The 19,378-nt window shown below is 67.5% G+C and carries 18 protein-coding genes; 11 read left to right on the forward strand and 7 right to left on the reverse strand.

All coding sequences use genetic code 11. The features are described 5' to 3' along the window. Position 1: 1 nt before the first annotated feature. Together tal and tkt are read right to left on the reverse strand one after the other, a co-directional pair. Positions 2 to 1,138 (reverse strand): transaldolase, encoded by a 1,137-nt coding sequence (gene tal / locus K8O92_20535; protein UAK30316.1) that lies wholly within the window; start codon positions 1,136 to 1,138, stop codon positions 2 to 4. A 6-nt stretch (positions 1,139 to 1,144) separates the two neighbouring features. Beyond that, positions 1,145 to 3,286, reverse strand: a complete 2,142-nt coding sequence (tkt, locus tag K8O92_20540) for a transketolase (protein UAK30317.1) — start codon at positions 3,284 to 3,286, stop codon at positions 1,145 to 1,147. A gap of 795 nt (positions 3,287 to 4,081) precedes the next feature. On the opposite strand from tkt, the gene K8O92_20545 reads away from it, so the two are divergent. Continuing rightward, on the forward strand, positions 4,082 to 5,095 hold the full coding sequence (locus K8O92_20545) for a heme o synthase (protein ID UAK35841.1): 1,014 nt from the start codon (positions 4,082 to 4,084) through the stop codon (positions 5,093 to 5,095). Here K8O92_20545 and K8O92_20550 read toward each other — a convergent pair. After that, a complete protein-coding gene (locus K8O92_20550; GenBank protein UAK30318.1) occupies positions 5,017 to 6,516 on the reverse strand; it encodes an FAD-dependent monooxygenase in 1,500 nt (499 codons plus the stop codon). The two genes, K8O92_20545 and K8O92_20550, sit on opposite strands and share 79 nt — an antisense overlap. Before the next feature lie 86 nt (positions 6,517 to 6,602). Here K8O92_20550 and K8O92_20555 point away from each other — a divergent pair, with 86 nt between their 5' ends. Next, positions 6,603 to 7,205: a TetR/AcrR family transcriptional regulator gene (locus K8O92_20555; GenBank protein ID UAK30319.1), complete on the forward strand. Its 603-nt coding sequence runs from the start codon at positions 6,603 to 6,605 to the stop codon at positions 7,203 to 7,205. Positions 7,206 to 7,243: 38 nt separating this feature from the next. Here K8O92_20555 and K8O92_20560 read toward each other — a convergent pair whose 3' ends face one another. Continuing rightward, positions 7,244 to 8,209, reverse strand: coding sequence for a quinone oxidoreductase (locus K8O92_20560; GenBank protein UAK30320.1), 966 nt, complete (start codon positions 8,207 to 8,209; stop codon positions 7,244 to 7,246). Between the two features lie 62 nt (positions 8,210 to 8,271). On the opposite strand from K8O92_20560, the gene K8O92_20565 reads away from it, so the two are divergent. The 5 genes from K8O92_20565 to K8O92_20585 all read left to right on the forward strand — a co-directional run bounded on the left by K8O92_20565 (position 8,272) and on the right by K8O92_20585 (position 12,465). Then, positions 8,272 to 8,622, forward strand: coding sequence for a hypothetical protein (locus K8O92_20565; protein UAK30321.1), 351 nt, complete (start codon positions 8,272 to 8,274; stop codon positions 8,620 to 8,622). A gap of 3 nt (positions 8,623 to 8,625) precedes the next feature. Then, the gene (locus K8O92_20570; protein UAK30322.1) at positions 8,626 to 9,432 is read left to right on the forward strand and encodes a transporter substrate-binding domain-containing protein; all 807 of its coding nucleotides are present in this window, start codon (positions 8,626 to 8,628) and stop codon (positions 9,430 to 9,432) included. Positions 9,433 to 9,567: 135 nt separating this feature from the next. Continuing rightward, positions 9,568 to 10,089, forward strand: coding sequence for a DinB family protein (locus K8O92_20575; GenBank protein UAK35842.1), 522 nt, complete (start codon positions 9,568 to 9,570; stop codon positions 10,087 to 10,089). 411 nt (positions 10,090 to 10,500) lie between these two features. After that, the gene (locus K8O92_20580; protein ID UAK30323.1) at positions 10,501 to 11,256 is read left to right on the forward strand and encodes a MerR family transcriptional regulator; all 756 of its coding nucleotides are present in this window, start codon (positions 10,501 to 10,503) and stop codon (positions 11,254 to 11,256) included. Between the two features lie 759 nt (positions 11,257 to 12,015). Then, positions 12,016 to 12,465 carry a sugar O-acetyltransferase gene (locus K8O92_20585; protein UAK35843.1) on the forward strand — a complete coding sequence of 150 codons (450 nt, stop codon included), beginning with the start codon at positions 12,016 to 12,018 and terminating at the stop codon, positions 12,463 to 12,465. A gap of 422 nt (positions 12,466 to 12,887) precedes the next feature. Here the strand turns inward: K8O92_20585 and K8O92_20590 are convergent, their stop codons facing one another. From K8O92_20590 to K8O92_20600, 3 genes are all read right to left on the reverse strand, one after another. After that, positions 12,888 to 13,451 carry an exonuclease SbcC gene (locus tag K8O92_20590; GenBank protein ID UAK30324.1) on the reverse strand — a complete coding sequence of 188 codons (564 nt, stop codon included), beginning with the start codon at positions 13,449 to 13,451 and terminating at the stop codon, positions 12,888 to 12,890. A 227-nt stretch (positions 13,452 to 13,678) separates the two neighbouring features. Continuing rightward, entirely contained in the window at positions 13,679 to 14,245 is a 567-nt protein-coding gene (locus K8O92_20595) for a flavoprotein (GenBank protein UAK30325.1), read from the reverse strand. A gap of 171 nt (positions 14,246 to 14,416) precedes the next feature. After that, positions 14,417 to 15,652: a helix-turn-helix domain-containing protein gene (locus K8O92_20600; protein UAK30326.1), complete on the reverse strand. Its 1,236-nt coding sequence runs from the start codon at positions 15,650 to 15,652 to the stop codon at positions 14,417 to 14,419. A 257-nt stretch (positions 15,653 to 15,909) separates the two neighbouring features. Here K8O92_20600 and K8O92_20605 point away from each other — a divergent pair, with 257 nt between their 5' ends. The 4 genes from K8O92_20605 to K8O92_20620 all read left to right on the forward strand — a co-directional run bounded on the left by K8O92_20605 (position 15,910) and on the right by K8O92_20620 (position 19,366). After that, on the forward strand, positions 15,910 to 16,068 hold the full coding sequence (locus K8O92_20605; protein ID UAK30327.1) for a hypothetical protein: 159 nt from the start codon (positions 15,910 to 15,912) through the stop codon (positions 16,066 to 16,068). After that, positions 16,065 to 16,523, forward strand: a complete 459-nt coding sequence (locus K8O92_20610; protein ID UAK30328.1) for a DNA-directed RNA polymerase subunit beta — start codon at positions 16,065 to 16,067, stop codon at positions 16,521 to 16,523. The genes K8O92_20605 and K8O92_20610 overlap by 4 nt, the downstream gene beginning before the upstream one ends. Next, positions 16,520 to 16,744 carry a hypothetical protein gene (locus K8O92_20615; protein ID UAK30329.1) on the forward strand — a complete coding sequence of 75 codons (225 nt, stop codon included), beginning with the start codon at positions 16,520 to 16,522 and terminating at the stop codon, positions 16,742 to 16,744. Before K8O92_20610 ends, K8O92_20615 begins: the two co-directional genes overlap by 4 nt. A 387-nt stretch (positions 16,745 to 17,131) precedes the next feature. Continuing rightward, positions 17,132 to 19,366: a serine/threonine protein kinase gene (locus K8O92_20620; GenBank protein UAK30330.1), complete on the forward strand. Its 2,235-nt coding sequence runs from the start codon at positions 17,132 to 17,134 to the stop codon at positions 19,364 to 19,366. Positions 19,367 to 19,378: the final 12 nt, after the last annotated feature.

Here is a 19,378-nt window from a genome sequence, read left to right on the forward strand (position 1 = left end):
ATCAGCCGTTCCCGGTCGACGCCGACTTCAGCTCGTCGGTCGTGGCGGCAAGCAGCTCCTCCCAGGACTTCTCGAACTTGTCCACGCCCTCGCGCTCGAGCACCGCGAACACGTCGTCGAGGTCGATGCCGACCGCGGCGAGCCGGTCGAAGACCTCCGTGGCTTCGGCTGCCTTGCCGCTGACGGCGTCGCCACGGATCACGCCGTGATCGGCGACCGCCTCGAGTGTCTTCTCCGGCAGCGTGTTCACCGTGTTCGGCGCGACCAGTTCGGTGACGTACATCGTGTCGGCGTAGTCCGGGTTCTTCACGCCGGTCGAGGCCCACAGCGGCCGCTGCCGATTCGCGCCGGACGCGGCCAGGGTCTGGTAGGTGGAGGTGTGCTTGCCGCCGTCGAACACGTCCTGGTACTCGGCGTAGGCGAGGTGGGCGTTGGCGATGCCCGCCTTGCCGCGCAGCGCTAGCGCCTCCTCGGTGCCGAGCGCCTCGAGCCGCTTGTCGATCTCGGTGTCGACGCGGGAGACGAAGAACGAAGCGACGGAATGGATCTTGGCCGGGTCGTGGCCCGCGACCTTGGCCTTCTTCACGCCCTCGAGGTAGGCGCCCATCACCGCGCGGTAGCGCTGCACCGAGAAGATCAGCGTGACGTTCACGCTGATGCCCTCCGCGATCACTGCGGTGATGGCGGGCAGGCCCTCTTCGGTGGCGGGGATCTTGATGAACAGGTTGGGCCGGTCGACGATCTTCCACAGTTCGACCGCCTGCGCGACGGTCCGGTCGGTGTCGAACGCCAGGCGCGGGTCGACCTCGATGGACACCCGGCCGTCCACGCCGTTGGTGGCCTCGAAGACCGGAGCGAACACGTCGCAGGCCGCGCGGACATCGTCGGTGGTGATGGTGCGGATCGCGGCGTCGGCGTCGGCGCCTTGCGCGGCAAGCTCTTTCAGCTGGCCGTCGTAGGCGTGGCCCTGGCTGAGCGCACCCTGGAAGATCGTCGGGTTGGTGGTGACCCCGACGACGGACCGGGTCTCGATCAGCTCGGCCAGGTTGCCGGACCGGATCCGGTCCCTGGACAGATCGTCGAGCCAGGCGGACACTCCCGCCGCCGACAAGGCGGCGAGGTTCTCGTTCTGAGCCATGAGCGCTTATCCCTTCACGTTCTCGAGCGTGCGCTGCGCGGCGGCAACGACGGCTTCCGGAGTGAAGCCGAATTCGCGGAACAGGGTCTTGTAGTCGGCGGAGGCGCCGAAGTGCTCGATCGACACGATCTCGCCCGCGTCACCGGCGAACCGGTGCCACGGCATCGCGATACCGGCTTCGACGACGACGCGCGCGGCGACCGCGGGCGGGAGCACTTCGTCCCGGTAAGCCTTGTCCTGTGCGTCGAACCACTCCACACACGGCATCGACACCACGCGGGTGGCGATGCCCTGCTCTTCCAGCGTAGTGCGGGCGGCGACCGCCAGCTGGAGCTCCGACCCGGTGGCGATCAGGATCACCTGCGGGGTGCCGGTGGACGCCTCGGCCAGGATGTAGCCGCCCTTCGACACGCCCTCGTAGCTGGTGCCTTCCACGATCGGCAGATCCTGGCGGGTCAGCGCCAGCGCGGACGGGCCGTCCTGGTGCGGCGGCTCGGAAACCGAGAAGTGCGAGCTGTGCTCGGCGCTGTCGCGCTCCAGAATGGTGCGCCAGGCGTAGGTCGTCTCGTTGGCGTCACCCGGGCGGACCACGTTCAGGCCGGGGATGGCGCGCAGCGCGGCGAGGTGCTCGATCGGCTGGTGCGTCGGACCGTCCTCACCGAGGCCGATGGAGTCGTGGGTCCACACGTAGACCGCGGGCACCCGCATCAGCGCGGCCAGTCGGACGGCGGGACGCATGTAGTCGCTGAACACCAGGAAGGTGCCGCCGTACGGACGGGTCGGACCGTGCAGCGCGATGCCGTTGAGGATCGCGCCCATGGCGTGTTCGCGGACGCCGAAGTGCAGGGTGCGGCCGTACGGGTTGGCCTTCCACATGCCGGTGGAGATCGACTCCGGCCCGAAGCTGGGCTGGTCGGGCATGGTGGTGTTGTTGGATTCGGCCAGGTCGGCCGAACCGCCCCACAGCTCGGGCAGCACCGGCGCCAGCGCCGCGAGCACCTTGCCGGACGCCTTGCGGGTGGCCATGCCCTTCGGATCGGGTTCGTAGCTGGGCAGATTCGCGGTCCAGTTCTCCGGCAGCCGTCGCGCGAAGAGGCGGTCGAACAGGGCCTTGTTCTCCGGGTTGGCCTCGGCCCACGTGTCGAAGGACTGCTGCCATTGCGCATGGGCCTGCTTGCCGCGCTCGACGGCCTTGCGGGTGTGCTCGATGACGGCGGGATCCACGTCGAAGCTCTTGTCCGGATCGAAGCCCAGGATCTTCTTGGTGGCGGCCACCTCGTCGCCGCCCAGCGCCGCGCCGTGGGCGGAACCGGTGTTCATCTTGCTGGGGGCCGGGTAGCCGATGATGGTGCGCAGCACGATGATCGAGGGCTTGCCGGTCTCGGCCTTGGCGGCGGCCAGCGCGTTTTCGATCGCGACGACGTCCTCGCCGCCTTCCACGATCTGCACGTGCCAGCCGTAGGCCTCGTAACGTTTGGCGACGTCCTCGGTGAAGGCGATGGTGGTGTCGTCCTCGATGGAGATCTTGTTGTCGTCGTAGATCACGACGAGGTTGCCCAGCTCCTGGGTGCCCGCCAGTGAGGACGCCTCGGAGGTGACGCCCTCCTCCAGGTCACCGTCGGAGGCGATGACGTAGATGAAGTGGTCGAACGGGCTGGTGCCGGGTGCGGCGTCGGGATCGAACAGGCCGCGCTCGCGCCGCGCCGCCATCGCCATGCCGACCGACGCGGCCAGACCCTGGCCGAGCGGGCCGGTGGTGATCTCGACGCCGTCGGTGTGCCGGAACTCGGGGTGGCCCGGGGTGAGCGAGCCCCACTTGCGCAGATTCTTCAGGTCGTCGAGTTCCAGGCCGAAGCCCGCCAGGTACAGCTGGATGTACTGGGTGAGGCTGGAGTGCCCGGCCGACAGCACGAACCGGTCCCGGCCGACCCAGCTCGGATCGCTGGGGTCGATGCGCATGGTGCGCTGGTAGAGCGTGTATGCCAGCGGCGCCAGGCTCATCGCGGTACCGGGATGGCCGTTGCCTGCGTTCTGCACCGCCTCGGCGGCCAGGACCCGGATGGTGTCGACGGCCTTGGTGTCCAGATCCGTCCAGTCGTCCGGGTGGTTCGGCTGAGTGAGGGCGCGGATGTCGTCTGTGATCGACACGACCGAGGTTCTCCTGACATTGGTTCGTCGACGGCGGGTGGGTTTCTGACGGCGATGATCGCGCGGCAGCTACGGCGTGCGTACCGGATATACCCAACTACCCTAGATGTGCCCGATGACCGGCACACCATTAACCCTGTGTTGGTTTCGCGGGGCCGGTTGCGCTGCGTGTTCGCAGGTGGCGTTCCGTCGGTGGCCCGAGGGTCGGCGGCGTGTTCGCGGCCTTGCACGGCCGAGGTTCCAGCGGGGCCGGATTCGCGGTTCGGTCGCACGCGCTTCGCTCCTCTCGAACGCGAGGCGCGCCGCGCACGTGCTCGAACGAGTCGCGGTCGATGGGCAAAGGTGCTGGTCAAGCGTTTGCTTCGGAGCCCTTGCGAAATGGTCGCGAAGAGTTGCCGGTGCAGGACCGTTCGGTGCGCCGAGTATTCGCCGGTCTCCCGAGCGCCCGAAAAGAAAAATTTCGCGCTCCGGAATGCGCCGCGTGTCGTGGGCGAGTTCGGCAGTCTCGGTCACCGCGAAGCGGACCGCCCTAGGGCCCCCGACAAGGGTGGCACCGGCGGGTCGAACGTCCCTGGCGAAGGCCGTGTCCCCGACGCGAGACGGGCAGTCGGGCGCGTCACATACGGGTCCCGTTGCGCGGGGGCGAGGGGAGGGGCGGGGGCGGCGGGGGTCTACCATCCTCTGTAGTAGTAGTCGCGCCGTACCGGTCGGATCGGGCGCCGGGGCGGACGGCAGTCCGGCACGGACACATCCGTAGCACCGGAACCAGCGCACTGCTGGTCGATGCCGGATGCGATGCACAGCGTGCGAGGAGAGACAGTGCGGATTGGGCAACAGCCGGGTGGCGATGGTGCGCACGGCTCCTCCGCGACGGCGCTGGCCGACCGGTTCACGGGTCCCGGCCTACCGTCCCGGCTGATGCGACGGACACTGGCCTACATCGCGCTGACCAAGCCCAGGGTGATCGAGCTGCTGCTCGTCGCGACGATCCCGACCATGCTGCTGGCCGACCGCGGCGTCGTCGACATCCGGCTGATCCTCGCGACCCTTTTCGGCGGTTGGATGGGCGCGGCCAGCGCGAACACGCTCAACTGCGTCGCGGACGCCGATATCGACAAAGTCATGAAGCGCACTGCCAAGCGCCCGCTGGCCCGCGAGGCGGTGCCGACCCGCAACGCCTTCGTCTTCGGTGTGGTGCTTGGCGTCGGCTCGTTCGCCTGGCTCTGGTGGCAGGCCAACCTGCTCAGCGGCCTGCTCGTCGTCGCGACGATCCTGTTCTACGTCTTCGTCTACACCTTGGGCCTCAAGCGCCGCACGTCACAGAACGTGGTGTGGGGCGGCGCGGCGGGCTGCATGCCCGCGCTGGTCGGCTGGTCGGCCGTGACCGGCGGCATCGGCTGGCCCGCCCTCGCGCTGTTCGGCGTCATCTTCTTCTGGACGCCGCCGCACACCTGGGCACTGGCCATGCGCTACAAGGAGGACTACCGCGCGGCGGGCGTGCCGATGCTCCCGGTGGTCGCCACCGAGCGGACCGTCACCAAGCAGATCGTCGTCTACACCTGGCTGACAGTGCTCACCACCCTCGCCCTGGCGCCCGCGACCGGCGTCATCTACGCGGCCGTGGCGCTGGTGGCCGGAGCGTGGTTCCTGCTCATGGCCCACCAGCTGTACGCGGGCGTGCGGCGCGGCGAATCGGTGAAGCCCCTGCGACTGTTCCTGCAATCGAACAATTACCTGGCCGTGGTGTTCTGCGGTCTCGCGGTGGACTCGGTGCTCGGCTGGGACACCGTCGGCAGCTTCTTCAGTTGATCGCGCCGACTGATCGCACCGACGTAGCCGTCGGGCCGCACGAGCACCCGGGTGCCCTCGACCGCGGCATAGGCCGCGTGGGCGTGTCCGTCGACATCCACCACGTGCTGCCCTGACACCCGCGTTCCGGGGTGTACCACCGCATACGCGTGTGGGTCCGCCTCCGCGGGCGCGCCGAACGACAGCACCGTCGCGTGCGGGCCGCGAAACAGGTCGAACAACCGGACGTGCCGACCTCCCTCGTCTTTCACCGGCGCGTCCGGAGCCCGGTCGCCCGCGGCCAGCGGCTCGCGCACGGCCGGATCGCGGTAGCTGATGTCCAACTGCTGAGTCTCCGGTCCGCGCCGCATCGCGTCCTCGTCGCCGTCGACGAGTTTGTCCAGCAGTTCGGAACTCAGGCCGAGCACCCTGGCGGCGACCGTCCTGCGCTCGGTCTCGTAGCTGTCCAGGAGCGTGTCGTCACCGGCGAGGGCGGCGGCCAGCTTCCATCCGAGGTTGTAGGCGTCCTGGATGCCGGTGTTCATACCCTGGCCGCCGGTGGGCGGATGCGCGTGCGCGGCGTCCCCGGCGAGGAAGACCCGGCCGTCGCGGAACCTGCGCGCCAAGCGGACATTGGGCCGCCATACCGTCACCCAGGTCAGGTCGCTGAGCGTGACGACGTGGCGTCCGCAGTAGCGATCGGCGTAGGACTGCAGCAGTTCGAGACTCGGTGGCGCGTCCGCGCTCAGTGGCGCGGCGAACTGGAAGTGACGTCCGCCTGGCAGCGGAGACAGCGCGATGCCCCGCATCGGCTGGTCGGCGGCGGCGAACCAGTAGCCGAAGTCGTGGTCGAGCGCGTCGGCGCGCACATCGCCGAGCAGCATCCGGATCGACTCGTCGGTCTCGCCCTCGAACGCGATGCCCAGCGTCTTGCGCACGGTGCTCCTGCCGCCGTCGGCGCCGACCAGGTACGCGGCGCGGACGGTCTCGCGGGCGCCGTCGCGCTCCAGCGTCGCCGTGACGCCGCTGTCGTCCTGGCCGAAGGTAACCAGGGCTGTTCCCAGCTCCACGGGTACGCCGAATTCGGCGAGCCGTTCGCGCAGGATGGCCTCGGTGCGGGACTGGCCGAGGACCCACCCGTTGGGGTAGGGGACGGCGGGGGAGGGCTCGACCGGCTCGCTCATCCTGCGCTCGGCGACGAACGTGCCGTCGAGGTACACGCGCATCACCGGCCCCGGCATCCCCGCAGTGTGCACCGCGTCCAGAACTCCCAGGTCGTCGAAGACTTCCAAGGTGCGCGGCTGGATGCCGTCGCCGCGGGAGCCCGCGAAGAACGTGTCCGCCTTGTCGATGATCCGAACGGGAATGTCCCGTCGGGCGAGATCGAGGGCGAGGGTGAGGCCGGTGGGTCCGGCGCCTGCGACGAGAACGAGCTGTGACACGAGTAACTCCTCTATATGAATTTTGATTCACTGAATGCTGATTCAGCATCGCTCTTGATACCTTTCGATGTCAAGGAGGTGAGCTGGTGTCGTTGAGTCGCAAGGAGAAGTCGGCCGAAACCGAGCAAGCGTTGAAGGCCGCGGCGCGGCGGTTGTTCGCCGAGCGCGGCTATCTGAACACCAAGATCACCGATATCACGGCGGCGGCGGGCCGGGCGGCCGGGTCGTTCTACAACCACTTCGCGAGCAAGGAAGAATTGCTCCAGGCATTGCTGAGCGATCTGGCCGCGGCAGGGGACGAGCGGGCGCAGGGGCCCGGCCACAACCCGGACTTCGGCGACCCGGAGGCGGTCCGCTACCACGTCGCCGGGTATTGGACTTTCGCGCGGGAGCACGCGTCCGTGCTACGCGCGGTGAACCAGGCGGCTCTGGTCAACGACGAGTTCGCGCGCATGGTCGCGCAGTTCGGCGTGCAGCAGCGCGCGGACATCGCCGATCACGTGGCGGGTTTCGCCGACCAGGGATTGCGGCTGCCGAGCACGGTCGATGCCAGCCTCGCGATGATGTTCCTGCTCGCGCAGAGCCTGCTGGCCGCGGTAGAGGAAGGCAATGTCGAACTGACCGACGAGCAGGCCGTGGACGGGCTGACCCGCTTCATCTATCGCGGTCTCACCGGCCGCGACTACTGACCGGGCGGCGGACGACCCGTCGGATCGCCCGCCGCCGGTCACGGGAGCAGGACGATGGAACCGGTGGTCTTGCGGCCTTCCAGGTCGCGGTGGGCCTGTTCGGCGTCGGCGAGCGGGTAGGTCGCGCCGATCCGGATGTTCAGCGTGCCCTTGGCGATGGCATCGAGGATGTCACCTGCGCGCCAGGTGAGCTCGGCGCGGTCGCGGGTGTAATGCGCCAGCGTGGGGCGGGTGACGAAAAGCGAACCGGCCGTGCTGAGTCGTTGCAGGTCGAACGGCGGCACCGGACCGCTCGCGCCACCGAACAGGGCGAGCGTGCCGCGCACGCGCAGCGCCGCCAGGCTCGCCTCGAAGGTCGCGGCGCCGACGCCGTCATAGACCGCCGCCACGCCGACGCCGTCGGTGAGTGCGCGCACCTGGTCGGCGAGGTCGTCGCCATAGCGCAGCACCTCGGCCGCTCCTGCCGCGCTGGACAGCGTCTCCTTCGCGTCGGACGACACGGTGGTGATCACCCGCACGCCGCGCGCGGCGAGCAGTTGGGTGAGGATCAGCCCGACGCCGCCCGCGCCGGCGTGCACGAGCACCGTTTCCCCCGGCTCGGGCCGATAGATCGACTCGATGAGATAGTGCGCGGTCATACCCTGCAACAGCGCCGAGGCGGCCACTGGCGGCTCGACGCCGTCTGGCACCGCGATGGCGACGGCGGCCGCGATCGCGACCTTCTGGGCGTAGCTGCCCGGCCCGGCGGCCCAGGCGACCCGGTCGCCGACCGCGAAGTCGCTGACGTTCGCGCCGACTTCGGCGACCACGCCGGTGCCCTCCGCGCCCGGGATGTAAGGGACATCCTGGGGGTAGCGCCCGGTGCGGATGTAGGTGTCGATGAAGTTGACGCCGATCGCCTGGGTATCGACCAGCAACTGGTCCGGTCCGACCTGCGGATCAGGCGCCTCCATGTACTTCAGGACCTCGGGACCACCGTGTTCGGAAACCTGAATGGCGCGCATGAGTTCCAGTTCTACACCCGAGCGGCGGGGCCCGCTTTCTACCGGCCGGTAAACTGCCTGCCATGAGTACTGAAACCGCCACGACGCCGGTGAAGCTGTCGGGCGCCCTCGTGGAGTCCGTCAAGGGATTCGTCGCCGACCACGGCAAATCCGCCACGGCCGTGCTCCAGCCGATCGGTCGCGCGGGCGTCCGCGTCACGCTGGTCGGTTCCGACGGCGTCCTCGGCGACCGGGTCGTCTCCGACCTGGCGACCGCCAAGGCGCTGGTCGACACGATCGACGGTCTCACCGAGGCCGATGAATGGGATCGTGAACTCACCTCGATCGTCACTCCCCGCCAGGGCCACTGGGCCAAGATGGCGGGCTGGGTCGCCAAGCAGGCCCGTTTCCCCAAGGCGCGCAACGAGAAGTGATCGGTGCGTAACCGAGTGATGACGCCGACCGGCCGCGTCGGCGCGGTTCTGGCCGTCGTATGCGCGGTCCTTGCCGGCGCCGCGGTTCCGGCGGCCGCGCGACCGGCGGAGATCTCGACGGTGCTGCGCGCCTGCACGCCCGGCGACTATCCGCCGTACTCGATCAGGGACGACGAGGGCGGCTATCGCGGCGTGGACGTCGATCTCGCGCGGGGGTTCGCCACACTGCTCGGCCGCCCGATCGAGTTCGTGCCCGTGACGTGGGCGACGCTGCGGACGGACTTCGCCGAGCGGAACTGCGACCTCGCGGCCGGGGGAATCTCCGACCTGCCGTCACGACGCGCGTTCGCGGACTTCTCGATCACCTACGGCACCGACGGAAAAGCGCCGATCACCCACCGTGCGAACGGCGCCGCCTACGCGACCATCGCGGAGATCAATCGTCCCGGTGTTCGCGTGATCGCCAATCGCGGTGGAACGAACGAGGAGTTCGCGCGCAAGAACTTCCCCGACGCGCAGTTGACCTTGTGGCCGGACAACCTGACGATTTTCGGCGAGATCGAACAGGGCCGCGCCGAGGTGTTCGTCACCGACTCCGTCGAGGGCCGCTACCGCGTGCGCGAGCACCCGGACCTGCAAGTGCTGCACCCCGAAGCGCCGTTCGACTCATTCGGGAAGGTGTGGCTGGTACGCAAGGACGATCCGGTCCTGGCGACCGCCCTGGACGCGTATCTGGCGACCCAGCTCGCGACCGGCGCGGTGGACCGGCTGTTCGACCAGTGGATCGGACCCGGCGCTTCCGCCCCCTGATCTTCCCTCAGCGGACCTCCCGGGATGCTTCGCGGGCGCGTTCTCAAACCCCATTGCGAACCGATCCCGCACGTACGCCATTGAGAAAATCGGTTGTCATAGCTCGTCCCAGCGAACAAGGTCTACGCCGTGAACATAGACTGGAACGCCGAGATACGTGCTCAACTCCAGACGCATTGGACGAGGCAGCTGCGCCCTCGGCTCGAGGGGCTGACTGACGAGGAGTACTTCTGGGAGCCGGTGCCTGGTATGTGGACCGTGCGCCCCGTCGACGGTCGGTTCGTCAGCGACTTCGCGGTCCCTCCGCCCGAGCCTGCGCCAGTTACCACCATCGCTTGGCGGCTGGGTCACGTGGTGTTCTTGCTGGAGGCAGGCCTGCATCGATTCGGCCACCCACCCATCGACTTCCAATCGTTCCGTTATGCCGGGACAGCGGAGGAGGCGCTGAGTCAACTCGATGACGCGTACCAGGCGTGGATCGACGGCGTCAGCGGTCTGGGCGTCGACGGGCTGGCTGAACCCGCGGGGCCTCCGAACAGCATGCTGGCCGACTGGTCGACCGCGGGAATCGTTCTGCACACACAGCGAGAGCTGCTACACCACGGAGCAGAGATTGCCCTGTTGCGTGACCTGTATCGCGCTGGCATGCGACGGTGACTTCATTCCGGCGCCCACCAACACCCGGGTCTGTCCGGCCGACGTGAGGCAGAGCGTCTCAGACACGCCTCGGGGACCCGTTTGCAATCCGGCGGGTGAATGGATCGGCGGCCGTCACGATGGTCAGCATGACGGACACGGGAGAGCATTGAACAGCGTCGATTCGGCGGACGCCCTGCCAGAAGACCTTTCCGCAAATCGGTGCTGGATGCCGGGCAGGGTCAGGTAGCAGGACACGATCCCCGTGGTGCAAGGCCGGTTCGGCAGTGCGGCATGTGGCAGTTGAGGGCGTGTCGGCACGGCATGACTGCTGTATTCGGCAACGTGTTTCGCCTTGCATCTGACGTAGGGTCAGGTTCTAACGTCGGCGACACCGGCGCAAGGTGCGTCGGTGGAAGTGAGATGAAACGGATGGACCAGCCCGGAACCGAACGTGTATGGAAGGTCGGTGAACTCGCGGCCGAGGCCGGACTGACGGTGCGGACGCTGCATCATTACGACCGTATCGGGTTGGTACATCCAGCGGAGCGGACCAGCACCGGCCACCGGCTCTACACCGCGGGCGATGTCGAGCGTCTGTACCAGGTGCTGGCCCTGCGTCAGTTGGGTTTGGGACTGGACCAGATCGGGGACCTGCTCGAGGGCGCCGTGGCGGTGTCGCAGGTGCTGTCTGCTCATCGCGACTTTCTGGCCGCGCAACTGGCCGCGACCCAGGACCTACACGCCTTGGTCGCGGCGCTGGCCGCCACGGCGGAGAGCAGGCCCGACGCATCCGCGGATCGCTTCCTCGAATTGATCAGGAGGACCGTCATGGTAGACGACACCTTCAAGGAGTATTTCACCGAGGAACAGCTGACGCAGCTCGCGCAGCGTCGGGAAAAGCTCGGTGAACAGCGCATTCAGCAAGTCGAAGCGGAATGGGGTGTGCTCATCCCCAAGGTCGACGCGGCGATCGCAGCGGGAGTGGACCCGGCCTCACCCGAGGCGCAGAAATTGGCGGCGCAGTGGATGGAGCTGTTGGAAGGGTTCCACGGTGGTGACGCGGGTCTGCGTGACAGCCTGTACCGGATGCAGGCCGGCGAGGCCGACCGGATCGAGAGCGAGTTCTGCGGACCGTCACCCGCTCAGATCGAGTTCATCACTGCCGCGAACGCGGCACGCCGATAGCGGCTTCGGCAGCCGGCGTATCGATTGAGACGGGAGCAGCTGAGGTTACGCACGGCGCCTGGTGTGCGGGAGAGTTTCTTGCGCACCAGGCGCCGTGCTCTGGATTCCGGCATGAGGATGTGGTCGGCAGGCTCCCTCAGTCCGACGAAATGCACGTCCACGACGTCGCTTTTACCGATACCAATCGTTCGGGGGCACACTGACCGACGCCCGTATTCGCCGATGGACGGCGTCGGAATTCACCAGCACAGCCATGCTTTCCGCGTCGTCTCCCGGGGTGGTGTGGGGCTGTACCCAACACCGCGGCCGTCGCCGGACGAAGGCTGTGCGGCCGGAATCGCTGAGGCTTACCTGTTCAGACGACGCGAAACTCAGTGCAATCAATCGACATCGGACGTTGACCTCTCGATCCGATACGGCCCGATCAGCGGCGCGAACGGCATCTGCCCGGCTTCCGGCCGGACGCCGGGGTTCAGGGGATTCCACCCCACCTGAGAGCGACCGAGCCCGTGGTTGCCCGGTGCGGCGGGGTCGCTGATCGGTCCGACGAATTCGGCGTGAGCGTTCAGAGTTGGCCGATGAGCAGGTCACCGGCCAGGACAACGGCAGGTTGTGGCTCACGCCGTTGTGGTTGTTTGCCCAGGGCTGCTTGTTGCTGATTTCCTCTTGTCTTCGGCAAGAAGGTTGTTCGACGAGAGGGCGAAATTGAAATTCGTGGAAAAAGTCCAGCGTGCGATCCGGCTGACCGAGGAGCTGAACATGCTCCGGTACGCCGATCAGAAGGCGATCCAGGAATGCTGGAGCGAACTCACCGGCCAGGCTGTCGAAGAGACTTTCCATCTCATCCCGCCGGTCTACTCCGATCACGGAGTCAACATCCGGATCGGCCGCAACGTCTTCGTCAACCAGGGCTGTCGATTCAATGACGTCGGTGGGATAGAGATCGGCGACGACGTGATGATCGGGCCCAGCGTCAGCCTGATCACTTCGGGTCACCCGGTCGAACCGGCACAGCGCCGTACGGGGATAACCGCGGCGCCGATCCGGATCGAGCGCAACGTCTGGATCGGGGCCTCCGCGATGATCATGCAGGGCGTGACCGTCGGTGAGAACGCGGTTGTCGCTGCCGGAGCCGTGGTCACCCGCGACGTGCCTGCGGGAACTTTGGTGGCCGGCGTGCCGGCGACTGTACTCCGGCAGATCGCTTAGTCAGCTCGGCAACATCCGGACCTCGTACCACGAGCGGCCATCGGTGAAGTCTGACGTCATCGGCGAGCGGGCACGGCGGGCGCCTGGGTACGTCCGGCAAACCCACGCTATTGCCGGGATGAGGACGTTGTCTCCTACGTTGAAGCACGATTCGACTGGACTTGACAGGGGTTGCTCGGTCAGGGCTTTGTGGCTTCGATCAGGGTGCGGGTGGAGTGGGCGAGGAATGGGCGAGCGCTAGGTCACGACGCCGGTCTCGGTCGCGCTCGCGGTTCTCGCCCTGCTCGTCGCCCTGACGTGACTGCGGGCGCGAGCCAAAGGTAGCCCCGTCTCGACAGCGCCGCTTTGCCGCGTCCCGCCCTCGTCGGGGCAGAAAGGGCGTTCATGATGCACACGCTCGAGCTGTTCAGGGTTACCGCCGGTCAACGATCGGTCGCCAGCCGCCGCAGCGAGGCGTCCAGTTCCCGCCATAGCTCTCCCACGCGGCCGCGGCCACTCGAGGCGTGTGGGTAACGCATCAGGACGTTCACCACGATGGGCCCGGCCAGATCGGTCACTTTCCGGATGTAGTCGACGCCGACGTCACGGTCGTCGCCTGCCTCGAGTTCGAGCGCTCGAGCCGCGTGGGCGGCCGACATGAGGATGTGCCCGCCCTGGGTCGCCTTCGCCAGCGGGTGCAGGTACGCGGCCGCTCCCGCGTGACCGGCGGCGCTCGCCGCGTCGAACGCGGCGGAATGTCCCTCCTCTCGAGCTGCTTTTGCGGCCCGGTGCGCGTCCAGTGCGGTCACTCGAAGCGCCTTCGTCCGCTTGGCTCCGGCCGCGAACCTACGCGCCTCGTCGAGCACGGCCCGGGGGCGCGGGTCATCGGGACAGTCGCGCTCGAAGATCACCAGCACAGGCTCCGCACATGCCAGCGCGAAGGTCGTGACCTCGCGTAATTCGGCCATGCTGAGTTCGATGTTCAGATGCTCGTCAGCCGCACTCATGACATTCGACAGTATCGTTGAACCGCCGGTTGGGACTTTCCGGCAACAATGGCAGGACAGTGCGGTAAAACCTTCAAAACGAGGGGAGGCTCAGCTGTCGACCGGCCCCCTGTCGGAGACCGGTCTGGTGACTTCGCCGCCACTGCCGGTCTCGTACCGCACAGTGTCGGGAACGCGCCCGCGTTGTCGGCACAACCGGGCGGCGTGGTGTCCGGCGGCGGTGCGAGTCAGTTCGGATGGTCGGCGCTGGTTCGGCGTGGATGCCCGAGGAGCGCTTTCCAGGCCGCCTGCCATGGGAAGTGGGGCAGACGCGCTTCCCCGGTGCCTCGCTCGTGCGGTTCACCCTCACCGATCACGATGGTTACGCCCCAATCGGACAGCTTGCGCAACCCCTCCTGAATGGCGGGAAAGCTGATCTGCGCGCGATTCGAGTAAGGCACGCCCACGATCGGCAAACCCTTGCCGAGCCCTTCGACCAGCAGGCCGAGCAGAAGCGTATCGGATATGCCCGCAGCCCATTTCGCGATCGAGTTGCCGGTGAGCGGAGCGGCGATGATGCCGTCGGCGGGCGGCAGCACATCCGGCGTGCCGGGTTCCTTGTACTCGCTGCGCACGCGATAACCGGTTTGCGCCGCGATCGCGTCGGCGTCGATGAACCGCGTGCCGGATGGCGAGGCGATCACGCATGTGACCCAGCCATCCGCTCGAGCCAGGGTGATCAACTTGCCGACATCACGTGCGGCGGGCGAGCCGGTCACCAGGGCGTACAGCACGGGATTTCCATTGGCGTCCACGGGATCATGGTGTCACGCCCGCGTCGCGCGCATGGGGCGTGAAGTCGGCATGAACAGGGACGGCGTTCGCCGCAGTCGCGGCAGCGACGAGGACGCCCACCGCTCGCGCCGAGGCGATGAGCAGGCGCGGGTTTGTCGATCTAGTGTGTTTCGTCGGATTCGGGGGAGTTGTCAGGTGGGGACGGCGCCGATGCGTTTGGCGAGGCGGCCCAGGTCGCCGGTGGTGAGGTCGCGGCGGGCGGTGCGCATCATGTGGCCGACGAGTTCGCGGACGTGGGTCATGCCGCGGATTTGTTGGGGGGCGATGTGTTCGGCGCGCAGCAGGGCGTGCAGGGAGTTGCGGTAGTCGCGCCGGAGGGCGTGGGCGCGGCCGATTTCGACGAAGTATTGGGCTCGGCGGCCTTCGGCGGGGATTGTCTGGGGGTCGAGGGTGGGGGCGAGTTCGAGGACCTGTCCTGGTTCGCGACGTTCCATGGCTGCCGACATCTGCCACAGAGTGACGTTCGCGGCGTCGAACGTCGGGTTGCGCAGAGTCGCGGTTTCCGGGGGAACCTGAGCGAGGCGGGTCACTTGCTGGCGCGCTTCGTCCAAGTGATCGCCCGGATCGCCACCGAGTGCGGCGGTGACGAGGGCGGCCTGTAGATGCAGCATGCCGTAGGTTTCGATTTCCCCCAGCGATCGCACATCCGAACCAAGGCGCTCGGCAACATCTGCCGCGCCGTCGAGAGCGGCTTTCAGTGAGCCTGGGCGCGACAAGAGGATTTGGCTTCGGGTGAAGGCGGCGGTCGCTGGACCTGATGTGCCACCGATGTTCGCGGTTGCGTACTCGATCTCCTGCGACGCTGTCCAAGCCAACGCCGGATATCCCCGCGCCTTCAAAGACGCGGCTGTCGTATATGCCGCCGCCGCGAGTACGTCCCACGCGACATCACGATCGGCTCCGGTCGAATCACGGGTGCGTCGATAGCAGTCGGTCAGCAAAGGAGGCAACAACGGTCCGAGCGCCGCGTAGTCGCACGCACGGCGCAGATGGGCGGCATGACGTGCTGTTGCGGCGAGGTCCTCGAGGCTGCGGGGCGGCGCAATCGGGGTGCTGTCGCCCCGGGTCCAGAGGGCGGTTTCGATAGCGGGCACTGCGGCATGGAATCCGGCCGACGACGGGTCGAACCGGTCGTCCTGGTCGCCGGTCAGGTCACCGACCGCCACGCCGAGCGCCTGGGCGAGTGCGTGCAGAGTGCGCCGGGAGTCGATGGGACGCTCGCCGTTCTCGTACTTGGCGATGGCTCCCCGGCTGACGCCGACGCGGTCGGCCAAGACTTGCTGCGAGATCCCCCGCCGTGCGCGAATGGTGCGCACTCGACGGCCGATGTACCGGCCTTCGTCGTCCTTCCGCAGATCTTCGCTCATCGGCTCTCCCTCGCCGGGTGCTGATCGAAAACCCCATGCTAGACGCGTTGCCAGCTGTCCCGCACCGGGACAGCGCGGGTTTCGCTGCCCGCCAAGCTTTCTCGAGCACTCGCCCTGACACGGGCCGGCCATGCGCGCGGCGCGTCGGTGCGCCGCACATCGGTTGCGCTCGCCCGGTGGGTGCTCACAACGAACGAGCAGGGGAAGGCAAAGTGATGCGGGGAAAGCTTTTCGCGTGCGCGCGGTACGACATGTCCGTGGAACCGGACGCTGACGACATCGTGGCGCGGCCGGTCGCCGACTGGTACCAGCATGAGGTCGGCGCGAGCTGCGCAGCCGGTGTGGAGCTCGAGCCGGGTTCGACGCTATGGCTACTGGGTTGCGGCGCGTCGGCCGCGGCGGAGAGCGCGCGGTGAGCGAACCCGCCGATCCGGCGGCCGACACCCCGGTCAGCCGGTGTCGCTTCTACCGGCAGTGCGGACTCGCGGCGGCCGTGCAACCGGAGCTCGGGCGCATCATCGTGCCCGCGGGACGGGTGGGCGCGATCACCATGCCCGCTCGTCTCGGTCAGGAGGTGAAGGCGCTGATGCAGGTCCGGCGGGCGGCGCTGGGGCCGATCATCTCGCATCCGCGCTCGAAACGCTGGACCTATCTGGTGCGGCCGGACCTGCCCGACGAGGTCGGCTTGTTCGCCGAACTGTTCCGCCTGGACGTGTCGGTCGCCCGCTGCGGTGCGCAGATCGCGCTGCCTTCGCCCGCCGACCGGTCACCGTGCTTCCGGGTGTGGATCGAACCGCCGCGCGACACGTTCCGGCCATCGGGCTCGGTCGTGGTCGCGGCGATTCGTCAGCGCACAGGGCGCCGGTGGTGACCGCGCCGGACCAGCCGTCGCCACGGCCGGAGGAGAACGATGTCCACCTGTCGGTCCAATTCCATGATGTGCGTTTGGATTTCGCGGCCTGCGCGACCGCCGCCGCGTTGTTCGTCAAGGAATGGCGTTCCCGTCACTACGAGGATGCGGTGACGGTGCTGCCGGATGATCCGACCGGTCTACCTCGCCTGCCCAACGAGAGGCTGTTCCTCGACCCGTGAGGGTGAGCGGGAGGTGCACGCGGCTGCGACTTCCGAGCGCCGAGGTGGACTCGGCGGGAAGTCGCGCTGCGATCGGTGTCTGGACAGTTGATCGGTTCCGGAACGTGGGTCGCGGCGCAGGCGGCGCGTTGGCCGGTTCAATCGTCGAAGACGGCAATGCGGATGTGCTGTCCTCGGCAAGGCTGTGCGATTAGTGAGCGAGTCAGCGAATTATGTGCAACGTAATCAATCTGTAGGTCTCGCGCAGATGCAGCGCCTGCCCCACGCGGAGCGATACCCTGGAACAGGGGAATTCAACGTCGAGGAGCGGATGTGAAACACCTACAAGGCAAGGACGCATCGTGCGAAGCCGCCGTTTGATCGACCACGGCTGATTCTGAGCTACCGATGCGTGAGCCGATCGATCTGGCCGATGCGGCGGAACGGACCCGTGGGGCGCTCGCCGCCGTCGTGGCGCAGTTCGCAGAGGCTTGGGCGTCCGGATCTCCACCCGACCTGTCGGCCTACCTACCTCGGGACCGAGCCGAGCGGCGCACGATCCTGATCGAATTGATCAAGGTCGACCTCGAATATCGCTGGATTCGCTACGACTTCCCCAAGCGGCTGATCGACTACCGCGCGGAATTCCCCGAGCTGCGAAACGGGCCGTTTCCGGCCGACCTGGTCTACGAGGAATACCACGCCATGCGCCGCGGCGATCGTGGAAGCGATGCCGCCGACCTGACCGCCACCGCCACGGCGGCCGCTGGTGAACTCGACCGGCTCACCAGCGACTACCGCAGCACGATGATCGCCCGCCCGGGTGCGCAAATCGCGCTCGACGCCATCGACGTCGGCGACCAGGTCGACGATTTCGACCTCCTGATGAGGATCGGGGTCGGTGCGTTCGCGCAGGTGTATCTCGCTCGCCAGCAATCGATGCAGCGACTGGTCGCGGTCAAGATCTCGCACAACCACGGCAACGAGCCGCAGACGCTCGCGCAGCTGGACCACGACTACATCGTGCGCATCTTCGACCAGCGACTCATCGCCGACGGCGAACTGAAGCTGCTCTACATGCAGTACCTGCCCGGCGGAACACTGCTCGACGTGCTGCGCTTGTCGCGCGCGACGCCTCGGGACCGGCGTGGTGGGCAACTGCTGCTCGACGCCGTCGACAAGGTACTCGCCGACAAAGGCGAGGTACGGCCGACGGAATCAGCCGTTCGCACCCGGATCGCCGCACTGACCTGGCCGGAGACCGTCGCATGGCTCGGCCGCCGACTCGCGGACGCGCTGCAGCACGCGTCCGAACGCGGGGTGCTGCACCGGGACATCAAACCCGCGAACGTGCTGTTGAGCGCCGAGGGAATTCCGAAGCTGGCCGACTTCAACGTCAGTTTCAGCGAACGGGTCAAGGGCACGAGCCCCTTGGCGTACTTCGGCGGATCACTGGCGTATATGTCGCCCGAGCAGTTGGCAGCCTGTCATCCCGACCTGCCCGGCACCGCCGCCGACCTCGATACTCGAAGCGACATCTTCGCTCTGGCGGTCATGCTGTGGGAGTTGCTCACCGGACGCCGCCCCTTCGTGGACGAAATCTCCGCCGGCGAGTCGGAGACATCGCTGGCCCGCATGATCGAACTGCGGCGCAGACCCGTCGAGCCGAAGTTCCTCTCGGAGCTTCCGCCGGATTGCCCGGTCGCGCTGCGCCGCGTGCTGTTGAAGTGTCTGTCACCCGACTGTGCCGACCGCTACTCGTCCGGTTCGGAACTGGCGCAGCAGTTCGACCTGTGCCTCGAGGAGAGGGCCCGCGATCTCGTCTATCCGCCGCCGAACAGCTGGCGGCTACGACTTTCCCGCTGGCCCACACCCGTCCTGTGGTTGTCGTCGCTGGTCGGCGTCGGCCTGGCCACGATCTATATGGCCGCGCACGTGCAAGAACTGCTCAGAGAGCGCCTCTCGGATGCCACCAACTGGCAGCTCAACATGGGCGTCTACATTTTCGTTCTCATCGCAGGCCCGCTGTCCATCGTCATCTACGTATTCATGTCCCGTGATCAGCTCGCGGTTCTTCGCGGCTTGCGCGAGGGCAGACGCTACGACGACGCTCTGCTCGCGCGGGTGCGGGCGCGAACACTGTTCTGGGGCGATATGTGTGCGCTGAACACCTTCCAGACCGGGCTGACGGCCACCGTGACAGGGGTGTTCCTGTGCCTCTGGCTCACCGACCTTCCGGCGCGGCTGGTGATCCACGCGGCGATGACGGTTTTCATGGCAGCCGTCATCTCGGTCGCCTACACGTTCTTCCTGTCGACCTTCTACATCGTCCGCTCCGTCTATCCGGTCTATCTGCGCTACAGCCGCCCCACGGCGCACGACTCCGGCCATATTCGCGCACTGCGTCGAAGAACCACGATCTATCTCGCGGTCACCGCGTCCGTTCCGGTGGTCGGAGTGCTGGCCGGATTCAGCCTGCTCGAACCCGAGCAGGAGCTTCCGCTGGTGCGCGATTCGGTACTGGGCCTGTGCGCGGTCGGCGGACTCGCGTTCGTCGCCGTCTATTGGTTGTACCGGACGCTCGACGCCGACCTGCGCGCGCTGCAGCGGGTCGTCAGGAGGCCAGTGGCGGGCGTGCCCTGACCGGCCGCTTGC

It is taken from the genome of Nocardia asteroides, assembly GCA_019930625.1.
Taxonomy (GTDB): domain Bacteria; phylum Actinomycetota; class Actinomycetes; order Mycobacteriales; family Mycobacteriaceae; genus Nocardia; species Nocardia sputi.